Origin of the sequence: Methanobrevibacter sp., from assembly GCF_017409525.1 — an archaeon.
In the GTDB taxonomy this organism is placed as follows: domain Archaea; phylum Methanobacteriota; class Methanobacteria; order Methanobacteriales; family Methanobacteriaceae; genus Methanocatella.
In genome coordinates, this window is record NZ_JAFQSO010000014.1 from 38,332 (window position 1) to 50,553 (window position 12,222).

The 12,222-nt window shown below is 34.1% G+C and carries 24 protein-coding genes; all 24 read left to right on the plus strand.

What is annotated here, in order from left to right; translation table 11 throughout:
* Positions 1-283 precede the first annotated feature (283 nt).
* Positions 284-1,294 (plus strand): 50S ribosomal protein L3, encoded by a 1,011-nt coding sequence (gene rpl3p, locus IJE64_RS08355; RefSeq protein ID WP_292784681.1) that lies wholly within the window; start codon positions 284-286, stop codon positions 1,292-1,294.
* A gap of 2 nt (positions 1,295-1,296) precedes the next feature.
* Positions 1,297-2,061 carry a 50S ribosomal protein L4 gene (gene rpl4p / locus IJE64_RS08360; protein ID WP_292784684.1) on the plus strand — a complete coding sequence of 255 codons (765 nt, stop codon included), beginning with the start codon at positions 1,297-1,299 and terminating at the stop codon, positions 2,059-2,061.
* 22 nt (positions 2,062-2,083) lie between these two features.
* Complete coding sequence (locus tag IJE64_RS08365) at positions 2,084-2,344, plus strand: 50S ribosomal protein L23 (protein WP_292784687.1); 261 nt, start codon at positions 2,084-2,086, stop codon at positions 2,342-2,344.
* A 12-nt stretch (positions 2,345-2,356) separates the two neighbouring features.
* Positions 2,357-3,082, plus strand: coding sequence for a 50S ribosomal protein L2 (locus tag IJE64_RS08370; RefSeq protein WP_292740357.1), 726 nt, complete (start codon positions 2,357-2,359; stop codon positions 3,080-3,082).
* Between the two features lie 15 nt (positions 3,083-3,097).
* Positions 3,098-3,508 carry a 30S ribosomal protein S19 gene (rpsS, locus tag IJE64_RS08375; RefSeq protein ID WP_292784690.1) on the plus strand — a complete coding sequence of 137 codons (411 nt, stop codon included), beginning with the start codon at positions 3,098-3,100 and terminating at the stop codon, positions 3,506-3,508.
* A gap of 12 nt (positions 3,509-3,520) precedes the next feature.
* Positions 3,521-3,985 (plus strand): 50S ribosomal protein L22, encoded by a 465-nt coding sequence (locus IJE64_RS08380; RefSeq protein WP_292784693.1) that lies wholly within the window; start codon positions 3,521-3,523, stop codon positions 3,983-3,985.
* The gene (locus tag IJE64_RS08385; protein ID WP_292784696.1) at positions 3,985-4,743 is read left to right on the plus strand and encodes a 30S ribosomal protein S3; all 759 of its coding nucleotides are present in this window, start codon (positions 3,985-3,987) and stop codon (positions 4,741-4,743) included. The genes IJE64_RS08380 and IJE64_RS08385 overlap by 1 nt, the downstream gene beginning before the upstream one ends.
* 34 nt (positions 4,744-4,777) lie before the next feature.
* Positions 4,778-4,984 carry a 50S ribosomal protein L29 gene (rpmC, locus tag IJE64_RS08390; protein ID WP_116591334.1) on the plus strand — a complete coding sequence of 69 codons (207 nt, stop codon included), beginning with the start codon at positions 4,778-4,780 and terminating at the stop codon, positions 4,982-4,984.
* On the plus strand, positions 4,985-5,323 hold the full coding sequence (gene yciH / locus IJE64_RS08395; RefSeq protein WP_292746878.1) for a stress response translation initiation inhibitor YciH: 339 nt from the start codon (positions 4,985-4,987) through the stop codon (positions 5,321-5,323).
* Positions 5,324-5,408: 85 nt separating this feature from the next.
* Positions 5,409-5,687, plus strand: a complete 279-nt coding sequence (gene rnp1 / locus IJE64_RS08400) for a ribonuclease P protein component 1 (protein WP_292784699.1) — start codon at positions 5,409-5,411, stop codon at positions 5,685-5,687.
* Positions 5,688-5,700: 13 nt separating this feature from the next.
* Positions 5,701-6,018 carry a 30S ribosomal protein S17 gene (locus IJE64_RS08405; protein ID WP_292784702.1) on the plus strand — a complete coding sequence of 106 codons (318 nt, stop codon included), beginning with the start codon at positions 5,701-5,703 and terminating at the stop codon, positions 6,016-6,018.
* A gap of 4 nt (positions 6,019-6,022) precedes the next feature.
* On the plus strand, positions 6,023-6,421 hold the full coding sequence (locus tag IJE64_RS08410) for a 50S ribosomal protein L14 (protein ID WP_292746869.1): 399 nt from the start codon (positions 6,023-6,025) through the stop codon (positions 6,419-6,421).
* Between the two features lie 8 nt (positions 6,422-6,429).
* Positions 6,430-6,780 carry a 50S ribosomal protein L24 gene (gene rplX / locus IJE64_RS08415; RefSeq protein WP_292784705.1) on the plus strand — a complete coding sequence of 117 codons (351 nt, stop codon included), beginning with the start codon at positions 6,430-6,432 and terminating at the stop codon, positions 6,778-6,780.
* Between the two features lies 1 nt (position 6,781).
* Positions 6,782-7,510, plus strand: coding sequence for a 30S ribosomal protein S4e (locus IJE64_RS08420; protein WP_292784707.1), 729 nt, complete (start codon positions 6,782-6,784; stop codon positions 7,508-7,510).
* Positions 7,507-8,019, plus strand: a complete 513-nt coding sequence (locus IJE64_RS08425; protein WP_292784709.1) for a 50S ribosomal protein L5 — start codon at positions 7,507-7,509, stop codon at positions 8,017-8,019. Before IJE64_RS08420 ends, IJE64_RS08425 begins: the two co-directional genes overlap by 4 nt.
* 9 nt (positions 8,020-8,028) lie before the next feature.
* A complete protein-coding gene (locus IJE64_RS08430) occupies positions 8,029-8,172 on the plus strand; it encodes a 30S ribosomal protein S14 (protein ID WP_069574686.1) in 144 nt (47 codons plus the stop codon).
* Between the two features lie 11 nt (positions 8,173-8,183).
* Positions 8,184-8,576: a 30S ribosomal protein S8 gene (locus IJE64_RS08435; protein ID WP_292784711.1), complete on the plus strand. Its 393-nt coding sequence runs from the start codon at positions 8,184-8,186 to the stop codon at positions 8,574-8,576.
* Positions 8,577-8,584: 8 nt separating this feature from the next.
* Positions 8,585-9,121 carry a 50S ribosomal protein L6 gene (locus IJE64_RS08440; protein ID WP_292784713.1) on the plus strand — a complete coding sequence of 179 codons (537 nt, stop codon included), beginning with the start codon at positions 8,585-8,587 and terminating at the stop codon, positions 9,119-9,121.
* Between the two features lie 14 nt (positions 9,122-9,135).
* Positions 9,136-9,465, plus strand: coding sequence for a 50S ribosomal protein L32e (locus tag IJE64_RS08445; protein ID WP_292784715.1), 330 nt, complete (start codon positions 9,136-9,138; stop codon positions 9,463-9,465).
* A gap of 133 nt (positions 9,466-9,598) precedes the next feature.
* The gene (locus IJE64_RS08450; protein ID WP_292784718.1) at positions 9,599-10,054 is read left to right on the plus strand and encodes a 50S ribosomal protein L19e; all 456 of its coding nucleotides are present in this window, start codon (positions 9,599-9,601) and stop codon (positions 10,052-10,054) included.
* Positions 10,055-10,056: 2 nt separating this feature from the next.
* Positions 10,057-10,638, plus strand: a complete 582-nt coding sequence (locus IJE64_RS08455) for a 50S ribosomal protein L18 (protein ID WP_292784721.1) — start codon at positions 10,057-10,059, stop codon at positions 10,636-10,638.
* Positions 10,639-10,640: 2 nt separating this feature from the next.
* Positions 10,641-11,282, plus strand: a complete 642-nt coding sequence (gene rpsE, locus IJE64_RS08460) for a 30S ribosomal protein S5 (RefSeq protein ID WP_292784724.1) — start codon at positions 10,641-10,643, stop codon at positions 11,280-11,282.
* Positions 11,283-11,293: 11 nt separating this feature from the next.
* A complete protein-coding gene (locus IJE64_RS08465) occupies positions 11,294-11,752 on the plus strand; it encodes a 50S ribosomal protein L30 (RefSeq protein ID WP_292784727.1) in 459 nt (152 codons plus the stop codon).
* A 15-nt stretch (positions 11,753-11,767) separates the two neighbouring features.
* Positions 11,768-12,205 (plus strand): uL15m family ribosomal protein, encoded by a 438-nt coding sequence (locus tag IJE64_RS08470; protein ID WP_292784730.1) that lies wholly within the window; start codon positions 11,768-11,770, stop codon positions 12,203-12,205.
* The last annotated feature ends 17 nt before the right edge of the window (positions 12,206-12,222 follow it).

Sequence of the window (12,222 nt, forward strand, 5' to 3'; positions counted from 1 at the left end):
AATGTTTTTAGGACTCACCTAAAAATAAACTTAGCGCAGAATGATTTATACATTGGATATATTCTTTATTGTGCTTCAATTGACAAAAACTCAATAGGATATATTGAAATTTAATATTTATCTAGTTGTAATTGTTTTTACAGCTATTTATTATTTCGATGAGATTATGCTTTGTATAATTCTTATCAACTTGTATGATAGCTATTTGTTTAGCTATTAGATTAAAAAAATTGAATATAACTAAAAAATAAGGAAAAAAATATTAATAAGGAGGTTAAATTAAATGGTAAGACATCACCAGCCAAGAAAAGGGTCTGTTGCTTTTAGTCCAAGGAAAAGAGCAGCTAAAGAAACCCCTAGAGTAAAATCTTGGCCTCAAATTGATGAACCAAAATTACTCGGCCTCGCAGGTTACAAAGTCGGTATGACTCATGCTTTAGTCACCGATAATGATAAAAACTCTCCAACTAATGGTATGGATGTTTTCACTCCAGTTACCGTATTGGAAGTGCCTCCGGTCGTAGTGATGGGAATTAGAGCTTATGAAAAAACTTCTCGTGGTTTGAAAGTAATCACCGAAGTACTTGCAGACAATTTAGATCAAGAACTCTCAAGGAAGATTTCCCTTCCTAAAGAATACAATAAATCTGAAGCTATTGCAAGAATACAAGGTGCATTAGAAAACACAGAAGAAATTAGGGTTTTAGTACACACCAATCCAAAAGTAACTAGCGTACCTAAGAAAAAACCTGACATATTTGAATGTGGAATTGGAGGAGCAAATCCTGAAGAGAAATTGAATACCGCATTAGAATTATTAGGTAATGAAGTAAAAGCTAGTGAAATCTTCAATGAAGGAGAATTTGTTGATGCTATTGCAACTACAAAAGGAAAAGGATTCCAAGGTGTAGTTAAAAGATGGGGAATTAGAATTCAATATGGTAAAGCTGTTAGAGCAGGTAAAGGTAGACACGTAGGTTCTATTGGACCTTGGACACCAAGAAGAACCATGTGGACTGTTGCACAAGCAGGTCAAATGGGTTACCATAAAAGAACTGAATTCAACAAAAGAATTCTAAAAATTGCATCAGCTGATGAAGTTGATCAAATCAACCCAGATGGTGGATTTGTAAAATATGGTGTTGTTAAAAACGATTATGTCTTAGTGAAAGGTTCTCTTCCAGGTCCTTCTAAAAGATTAGTAATTTTAAGACAACCTATCAGACCTAATAATAAAGCTGAGGATATACCTCAAATTAATTACATAAGTACAAAATCTAAACAAGGGGTATAATCATGAAGGTAAACGTTTATTCTATTAATGGGGAAGTAAAAGAAGAAATTGAACTTCCAGCTATTTTTGATGAAGTATATAGGCCAGATTTAATCAAAAGAGCTGTACTTTCAGCACAATCCGCTAGAGTACAACCATGGGGTAACGACCCGATGGCAGGTAAAAGAACTTCCGCTAAAGGATGGGGTTCAGGTAGAGGTACTGCAAGAGTACCTAGGATTAAAAATGGTTCTAAAGCAGCTTTCGTACCAATGGCTATTGGTGGTAGACAAGCACATCCTACTAGAGCTGAGAAAAATCATCATGAAAAAATCAACATAAAAGAAAGGAGATTCGCTATCAGGTCTGCTGTTGCAGCAACTACCAATAAGGAAATTGTTGAAAACAGAGGACACATAGTGGACGATTTAGAACAAGTTCCTATTATTGTTGAAGATGAAATCGAAGCTGTAAAAACTGCTAAACAATCTCGTGAAATATTTGAGAATTTAGGAGTTTATGATGATGTCATCCGTGCTAAAGAAGGAAAAAGAATCAGAGCTGGTAGAGGTAAAACTAGAGGAAGAAAATACAAAAAAGTAAAAGGACCTCTTGTTGTAGTTGGTGAGGATAAGGGTATTTCTTTAGGTGCAAGAAACCACGCTGGTGTAGATGTTGTGGTTGTTGAAAACTTAAATGCTGAATTATTAGCACCAGGTACTCATGCAGGAAGACTCACTGTTTACACTAAATCAGCTGTTGAAAAGTTAGGAGGTTTATTCCAATAATTTGGAAAAATAGGTGATTATTATGGATTCATACTCAATTATTATTAAACCTCATGTTACTGAAAAAACCATGAATTTAATCGATTTGAATAATGAAATTACTTTTGTCGTTAATCGTAAAGCTAACAAAACTCAAATCAAAAGAGCTTTTGAAGACTTATATGGTGAAAAAGTAGCAAAAGTCAATACTCATATTTCTCCTCGTGGTGAAAAAGTAGCATACATTAAACTTGTCGAAGAAGAAATGGCAGAAGAACTCGCTGTCAGAATAGGAGTATTCTAAGGAGGAATTTGAATGGGAAAACGATTAATTCATCAAAGAAGAGGTAGAGGAACTCCTGCACACCGTGTTGCTTCTCATCGTTTTAAAGATAAAATTAGATACAGATCTTACGATGCATTAGAAAAAGAAGGTAGTATTAAAGGTAAAGTCATTGACATTGTACATGACCCAGCAAGAACCGCTCCTATTGCAGAAGTAAAATTCGAAAATGGTGAAAAGAAATTTATCTTAGCACCTGAAAGCATTCAAATTGATGATGAAATTGAATGTGGTATTTCTGCACCTATCAAATTCGGTAACACATTACCGCTTGCTGAAATTCCTGAAGGTACTCCAATCTATGATATTGAAAACACTCCTGGAGATGGAGGTCGTTTTGTAAGATCTTCTGGAACTTATGCTAATGTTGTTACTCATGATGCTAACCAAACTGTTGTTGAATTACCATCAGGGGAATTAAAATACTTAAATCCTAACTGCCGTGCTAGTATTGGTGTAGTAGCTGGTGGAGGAAGAAAAGATAAACCATTCCTTAAAGCTGGTAAAAAATGGCATGCTTATAAAGCTAAAGGTAAGAAATTCATGACTGTAAGAGGAGTAGCGATGAACGCTGTAGATCACCCTCACGGGGGAGGTAACAGACAACATCCTGGTCGTCCAACCACTGTTTCAAGACATGCACCACCAGGAAGAAAAGTTGGTTCAATTGCAGCTAAGAGAACAGGTTTAAAAAGATAGATAGAGGGTGTTTCATTGGCAAGAAAAGTATTTAAATATAAAGGTTATACTCTTGAAGAATTACAAGCAATGTCTTTAGAGGAAGTAATGGAATTATTCCCTGCAAGACAAAGAAGATCTTTAAAGAGAGGATTCTTACCAAGACAACAAATTGTTTTGGATAAAATGAGAAAATTGAATAAAGAAGGAACTAAAGATGGTCGTCCTGTTGTAATTAGGACCCATTGTAGAGACATGATTGTTATACCTGAAATGGTTGGAACCACTTTCGGTATTTATGATGGTCAAAACTTTGTTGAAGTAACTATTGCACCAGAAATGATTGGTCATTACTTTGGTGAATATGCACCAACTAGGAAAAAAGTTCAACACGGAGACCCAGGTATGGGTGCTACAAGATCATCCATGTTTGTACCACTTAAATAAGGAGATTAGAACATGGCTAACAAATATGCTTATAATAATGATGTAGATGAAGCAAAAACTGCACGTGCTATGGCAAAATCTCTTAAGATTTCTCCAAAACACAGTGTTGAGATTTGCAGAGCAATTAGAGGAATGGAAGTAGGAAAAGCTAAAGCTTACTTAGAAGATGTTATTGATATGAAAAAAGCTGTTCCTTTCAAAAGACACAACAAGAAAGTTGGTCACAGAAAAGGACAAGAAGGATGGCCTTCCGGAAGATATCCTGTTAAAGCTGCAGAACAAATTTTAAAAGTTTTAGAAAATGCTGAAGCTAATGCAGAATACAAAGGATTAGACACTGAAAAATTATTCATTGAACATATTTCAAGTCACAGAGGTATTGTTATTCCGGGTTACATCCCAAGGGCATTCGGTAGAATGACTCCGTTTAACACACCTACTACTCATATTCAAATTGTATTACAGGAGGCTAACTAATGATAGAAAAAGATTTTGTCACAGAGGGCCTTAGAAGAACCAGAATTGACGAATATTTAGAAAAAGAACTCGAAAGAGCTGGATACGGTGGTATGGAAGTTCAAATTACACCTTTAGGTACCATGGTCGTTGTTTATGCAGAAAGACCTGGTATGGTTATTGGTAGAGGTGGAAAAAACGTAAGAACTATTACCAACACTCTTAAAAACGAATTTGGTTTAGACAATCCTCAAATTGAAGTTAAAGAGGTTGAAGTTCCTGAACTTAATCCAAAAATCATGGCTTATAAAATAGCTAACATGTTACAAAGAGGTATGCATTTCAGAAGAGTTGCTTATTCCACTATTCGTAGAATTATGGGCGCTGGTGCTCAAGGTGTAGAAGTAACTATTTCTGGTAAAATCAGAGGTTCTAGATCTGCTGTAGCTAAATTCGTTGAAGGATACATTAAAAAATGTGGTGAACCTTCAATCAGATTAGTAGAAGAAGGATTTGCTACAGTTCAATTAAAACCTGGTGTTTTAGGTATCTATGTAAGAATTATGCCTCCAGAAACTGTATTGCCTGATTCAGTCGAAATCCTTCCTCCAAAAGTAACCATTGAAGAAGATGGTGAAATTGTAGAAGATGAAGAAATCGATGTTGAAACTGAAGAAATCATCGAAGAGGAAATCATCGAGGAAGTTGAAGATCTCGAAGAATTAGAAGAAGTTGTTGAAGAAGAATCTACTGAAGAAGTAGAAGAAGATGATAGTTAAATATGAAATTTAATTATCTAAAAGAGTTGGAACAATGGCGATTTTAAGAAGTAAAGAAATTTGGGACATGGAAGTTGATGAGATTCAAGATAAATTAGTTGAACTCAGAACTGAATTATCCAAAAATGTTTCTAAAAGTGCAGCTGCCGGGGTTGTTGAAAACCCTGGAAAAATTAGAGAATTAAAAAGAACAATTGCTCGTGTTCTTACAATATTGAATGAAAAACAGAAGGAGAATTAAATGTCAAAAATCTGTGATGTATGTGGGCTTCCTGAAGAACTTTGTGTTTGTGAAGAAATTGCACGTGAAGTTCAAACTCTAAAAGTTTTTACAGTTAGAAGAAGATTCGGAAAACTCATGACTATTATCGAAGGTATAGATGAACACGATATCGATATCAAAGAACTCACAAAAACTCTTAAAGCAAAATGTGCTTGCGGAGGAACTGCTAAAAACGGACAAATAGAACTTCAAGGTGACCATAAAGTAAGGGTCAAAGAAGTTTTGTCCGAATTGGGTTTTTCATCTGATACTATCGAAATTCGTGAATCCAAGAAGAACAATAAAAAAAGGAGATAAACTCATCTATTCGATATATATTCAATAAAATTTTGTAATTTTTCTGCATGATTTATTGTAAATGTTATGTTAAGAGATTGGGATTATGATTACTTCAAATAATTTAGTTCATCATGAATTCATTGGTTTGAATGTTCATGCTACTAATGTGAAGAATAAGTCTCTTAATTTGAACGGAACTATCATTGATGAGACAAAAAATACCATTAAAATAGAAGATGAGAATAATTGCGAAAAAATTATTCCAAAGAGAGGTTCAATGTTTTTGTTTGAACTTCCAAACGGGGAAAAAGTTGAAATTAATGGGGATATTTTGTCTATTCGTCCTGAAGATAGAATAAAAAAAAGATTTAAAAAAATTTAAATATGGTGATAATATGGTTGGGCTTAATGTTCAAGAACCTGAAACTACATGTGATGATCCTAACTGCCCTTTCCATGGAACTTTACCTGTAAGGGGTCAAGTTCTTGAAGGTGTTGTTGTAAGTAACAAGGCAGAAAGGACTATTACTGTTGAACGTAGTTACTATAAATTCATTAAAAAATATGAAAGATATGAAAAGAGAAAATCTAAAATCAATGTTCACAAGCCAGATTGTTTAAATGTGAATGTTGGTGATTCTGTAAAAGTTGCAGAATGCAGACCATTAAGTAAAACTAAACATTTTGTTTTAGTAGAAGTTAAAGGAGAGTAATTAAATGAAACCATTAACCTCAAGTGTATCTAAAGCATTACCAATTGGAGCAACCCTCCAATGTGTAGACAATACCGGTGCACGTGAAATCGAAATTATTTCCGTAAAAGGATTTAAAGGTGTAAGAAGAAGACTCGACGTTGCTGGTGTTGGAGATTTAGTTGTTGCTTCTGTTAAAAAAGGAACTGCTGATATGAGAAGAGAAGTTGTAAACGCAGTTGTAATTAGACAAAAAAAGGAATATAGACGTGCTGATGGTCTTCGTGTTAAATTTGAAGATAATGCGGCTGTTATTATTACTCCTGAAGGAATTTTAAAAGGATCCGAAATTAGAGGTCCTGTTGCTAAAGAAGCAGCTGACAGATGGCCTAGTGTTGGTAGTGCAGCAAGTATTTTAGTATAGGTGAAAAAATGTCAAAACAACCAAGAAAACAAAGAAAAGCTCTTTATAATGCTCCTGCTCATGCACGTGGAAAATATCTAAGTGCTTCTTTAAGTGAAGATTTAAGAGAAAAAGTGGGCAAAAGATCTTTGCCTGTAAGAACAGGAGATAAAGTTAGAGTTGTCCGTGGAGATTTCAAAGGACATGAAGGAGAAGTTCTTACTGTTGATTATGGTTCTTACAAAGTAACCATTGATGAAGTTACTTTATCAAAACCTGATGGAACTGCTACATTTCTCCCAGTTGACCCATCTAACTTAGTGATTATTGATGCAGATTTAAAAGACGATAGAAGAATTAAAAATAAAGGAGACAATTAATATGGCTAAAATGGGATCTAGAAAACATCTTAAAAGATATAAAGCACCAAAATCTTGGCCTATTCATCCTAAAGAAGACACCTGGACTGTAAAACCTTCTGCAGGTTCTCATTCCATTAATGATTCAATTCCATTAACTTTAGTTATTAGAGATGTATTAAAATTAGCTGATAATTCTAGAGAAGCAAAAAGAATCATTAACTCTGGTAATGTTTTAGTTGATGGAAGAGTAGTAAAAGATTATAAATTCCCAATTGGTTTTATGGACATTATTGAAATTCCAAAAACTGAGGAATCTTATAGAGTTCTTTTAGATAGAAAAGGCAGATTGCAATTAGATTTAATCGATGATAATAGTGCAAAACTATCCAAAATTGTTGATAAATCTACCATTAAAGGTGGAAAAACTCAATTAAACCTTCACGATGGTAAAAACGTAATCCTTGATGAAGACGATTACTCTGTTGGAGATGTTATTTCTTTAAAAGTGCCTGAACAAGAAATTGCTGAAGTTTATCCTTTACAAGAAGGAGCTACTGTTCTTGTTACTGGTGGTAAACACACCGGTGAATTAGGTACCGTAAGTGAAATTATTGAAAATAAATCTTCTAATCCAAATACTATTATTATTGAAAATAGTTCAAAAGATGAATTTTTAACTTTAAAAGATTATGCATTTGTAGTTGGTAGCGATGCTCCAGCAATATCTTTATTGGAGGTTAATAAATGAACCCAATGAACGAAGTACGTATCGAAAAAGCTACAATCAGCATTGGTGTTGGTGAAGCTGGTGAAAAATTATCCCGTGCAATCACTCTTTTAGAAGAAATGTTTGACCAAACTCCTGTGAAAACTTTCTCTAAAGTAACTAATCCTGAATGGGGTATTAGGAAAAAACAACCAATTGCATGTAAATTAACTTTACGTGGTGAAAAAGCTGATAAAGCTATTGATATGGTTTTAGAAGGTATTAGTAGAAATATTAGACCTACTCAATTTGATGCACAAGGAAACCTTTCTTTTGGTATCAGAGAACATATTGATATCCCTGGTATGAGATATAACCCTGATATCGGTATCTTCGGTATGAACGTTTCTGTTACTTTTGAAAAACCAGGTTACAGGATTGCTAAAAGAAAAATCAGACAAAAGAAAGTTCCTCAAAAACATAGAATTTCTAAAGAAGAAACTATGAAATTTATGGAAGAAAACTTCAAAGTTAATTATGTAACTGAATAAGGTGATATTTTGCCAAGAAAATACGGAAAAGCTGCAAAAAAATGTAGTCGTTGCGGAGACCATTCTGCTATGATTAGTAGATATGGATTAAACTTATGCAGACAATGTTTTAGGGAAATTGCCCCTAAAATTGGATTTAAAAAATATAATTAGAGGTTTTAAATATGAGTCTTATGGATCCTCTTGCTGATGCTTTAACTAATATCAGAAATAACGAATTACAAGTAAATGACTCTTGTGTTATTTCTCCTGCTTCCAAATTAATTGGGCAAGTTTTAAGCACTATGCAAAAAGAGAATTATATTGGTAATTTTGAATATATTGATGACAACAGAGCAGGTAAATTCACTGTTGAGTTAATAGGTAATATTAACAAATGTGGTGTAATCAAACCTCGTCATGCTGTTAAGAAAGATGAATTTGAGAAATTTGAAAAAAGATATTTGCCAGCAAAAAACTTTGGTATTTTAATTGTCACAACTCCTGAAGGAATTATGACTCACTATGAGGCTAAGGAAAGAGGAATTGGCGGACGTTTGTTGGCTTACATGTATTAGGTGATAAAATGGTAGTAGCTGCAGCTATAAGGGAAGAAATCGAAATCCCTGAAGGCGTTGAAGTTATAATTGAAAATAATGAGGTTTCTGTAAAAGGACCTAATGGAGAAGACTCCAGAAAATTTACTTATCCTAATGTAAGTATTAAAGAAGAAAATGATGTAGTTGTTTTAGAAACTGCATTTCCTAAAAAGAAAGATAAAGCAATGATTGGAACAACCAGAGCACACATTAACAATATGATTACCGGTGTAACCGATGGTTTTGAATATCATATGAAAATTGTATACGCTCACTTTCCAATGAATGTGAAAGTTCAAAAAGATACTGTTTTAATCGACAACTTCCTCGGGGAAAGACACCCAAGAACTGCTAAAATAGTAGGTTCTGCTCAAGTGGCAGTAAAAGGTGATGAGGTAACAATTACAGGTATCAATAAGGAACATGTTGGTCAGACTATGGCTAACTTAGAACAAGCGACTAAAATTAAAGGAAGAGATCCTAGAGTATTCCAAGACGGAATATATTTAACTAGCAAGGAATAAATTTGGTGATTTAAATGGCTAACAAAAGATTTAAAAGACAAGAATATGCTCGTTATAAAAAACTAGGAATCAAATGGAGACGCCCTAGAGGTAAAACCAGTAAAATGAGAAGATATGAAGCAGGAAAACCTGACATGCCAGCTATTGGTTACAGAACCCCTAGAGCTATAAGGGACTTACACCCTTCAGGGTACAACGATGTTCTTGTTCATAATTTAAAAGAATTAGAAGACTTAGACCCAGCAACTGATGCTGCAAGAATAAGCGCTTCTATCGGTAAAAGGAAAAAAGCTTTGATGTTAGAAAAAGCATCAGAACTCGGAATTAAGGTTTTAAACAAATAAATTATTCATATTTATAAGTCGGGTCAATTCCGGGGTTTTTAATGAATTGATTTGACTATTTAAATTAAAAATAAAAAGGGAATTTAGATATTGTCTAAATTTATCAGCTATGCTGAAATGGAGGATTATATACATGAATCTTACAACTCAAAAAAGATTGGCTGCTAGTATACTCAAAGTAGGGCTTAATCGTGTATGGATTGATCCTGAAAGGTTAGAAGAAGTATCCATGGCGATTACTAGAGAAGGAGTAAAGCAGTTAATAAATGATGGAGCTATTAAAGCAAAACCTAAAAAAGGTAATAGTAGCTACAGATCTAAAAAAATTAAAGAACAAAAAGCAAAAGGTAAAAGAAAAGGTAGAGGTAGTATTAAAGGGGCTAAAAAAGCACGTACACCTAAGAAAAAAGCATGGATGACTACTATCAGAGCTTTAAGAAAAGATCTTAAAGAAATGCGTGAAGAAGAAGTAATTGATGCAACTACCTATCGTAAATTATATAAAATGGCTAAGGGTGGCGCATTTAGAAGTAAATCTTACATGAGAAACTACGCCCGTGACCATGATTTGATTAAAGGAGATGACTAAACATGGCACAAGGAACTAACTATAAAGTTGCTTTCAGAAGAAGAAGAGAAGGAAAAACTGATTATGCAGCTAGATTAAAATTAGTTGATTATGAAAAATCTCGTTTAGTTGTTAGAGTTTCTAACGCTCATGCAACTGTTCAAGTAATTGATTATGCTCCAGAAGGAGACATCACTCTTGCTTCTGCAGTTAGTAAACAATTAGCTGGATTTGGATACAAAGGACACACTAACAACATCTCTGCATTTTATTTAACCGGATACCTTTGCGCTAAAAGAGCTTTAGCTAATGGTGTTGAAAATGCAATATTAGATATTGGTTTAAAATCTCCTATCAAAGGGTCTAAAGTATTTGCAGCTCTTAAAGGTGCTGTTGATGCGGGTTTAGATGTTCCTCACGGTGATTTCATTTTCCCTGAAGATGAACGTATCAGAGGAGAACATGTTGCAAATTATGCTGAATCCTTAGATGCTGAAGAAGTTGCAGCAAAATTCTCAAAGTATTTGGAAAGAGGTCTCAATCCAGCAGATTTACCTGAAAACTTTGATGAAACTATTAAAAATATTGATGAGGCAGAGGTATAACTATGAGTTTTAATATTGATGAATGGGAACCTAAAACTAAAATGGGTAGATTAGTTAAAGATGGAACCATTACTGATATCGATGAAATCTTTGAAAAAGGTCTTCCAATTATGGAATTAGAAATAGTTGATGCCTTAATTCCAGATTTAGAAGAAGAAGTAATGGATGTTAACTTAGTTCAAAGGATGCACAAATCTGGTAGAAAAGTTAATTTCAGAGTAATTGTTGCTGTAGGTAACAAAGATGGATATGTAGGATTAGGCCAAGGTAAAGCTAAAGAAGTTGGTCCAGCTATTAGAAAAGCTGTTGATAATGCTAAATACAACCTTATTAAAGTAAGAAGAGGTTGTGGAGATTGGGGTTGTGTTTGTGGAAGAGAACATACAGTACCTTTCAAAGTAACCGGTAAAACCAGTAGTGTAAGCGTTACATTAATGCCAGCTCCTGCAGGTGTTGGATTAGTAGTTGGAGATGTTGGTAAAACAATCTTAAAACTTGCTGGTATTCACGATGTATGGTCCCAAACTTTCGGACAAACTCAAACCACTGTTAACTTTGCAAATGCAGTTTTTGATGCTTTAAAAGAATTAAGTAATGTTAAAGCTAGTAAAGAAGACCTCAAAAAAATGGGAGTTAACTACTAAATGGTGATTATATGTTTTTAGTTATTAGAGTTAGAGGAACTACTGGTGTCATTAAAAATATCGCTGACACTTTAGACATGTTAAGACTTAACAGAATCAGCCATGCAGTTTTAGTTGAAGAAAATCCTAGTTATGAAGGCATGCTTCAAAAAGCTAAGGATTACATCACTTGGGGAGAAATTGATGCTGAAACTTTAGCAGCTATTATTGCTAAAAGAGGTAGACTTCCAGGTAATGTTAAAGTTACTGATGAATACGTTGCTGAAAATTCAGATTACAGTAACATTCAAGAGTTAGCTGAAGCTTTAATTAAATCTGATGTTAAATTGGCAGATGTAGGTATTAAACCTGTATTCCGTTTACACCCTCCAAGAAAAGGATATGAAGACATCCGTTTATCTGTAAAAGAAGGTGGATCTTTAGGTTACAGGGGAGAAGAAATTAAAGATCTTGCAAAAAGAATGCTTTAAACTCAGGTGTGTATTATGATTAGAACAAAACGTAAAATTAACAAACAAAGAGGTTCTAGATCCAACGGAGGTGGCTGTACTAAAAAACGTAGAGGTGCAGGTAACAAAGGTGGTAAAGGAAAAGCAGGTATGGGCAAACAACACTGGACCTGGACTGTAATCCACGACCCTGACCACTTTGGTAAACATGGTTTCAAAAGACCTCAAAAAATGATTAAAAAAGTCAATTCAGTTAATTTAATTTACTTAGAAGAACAAGCTGAAAATTTGATTGCAAGTGGAAAAGCATCTAAAGATGGAGATGCAATCGTTATTGATGTAACCGAATTAGGTTACGATAAAGTTTTAGCTAAAGGTAATATTACTAAAACTTTCAAAATATCCGCACCTCAATTTTCCGCTGGTGCAATTGAAAAAATTGAAGAATTAGGAGGGGAAGCTATAGAATTATAGCTTCTTAAAAATTTATT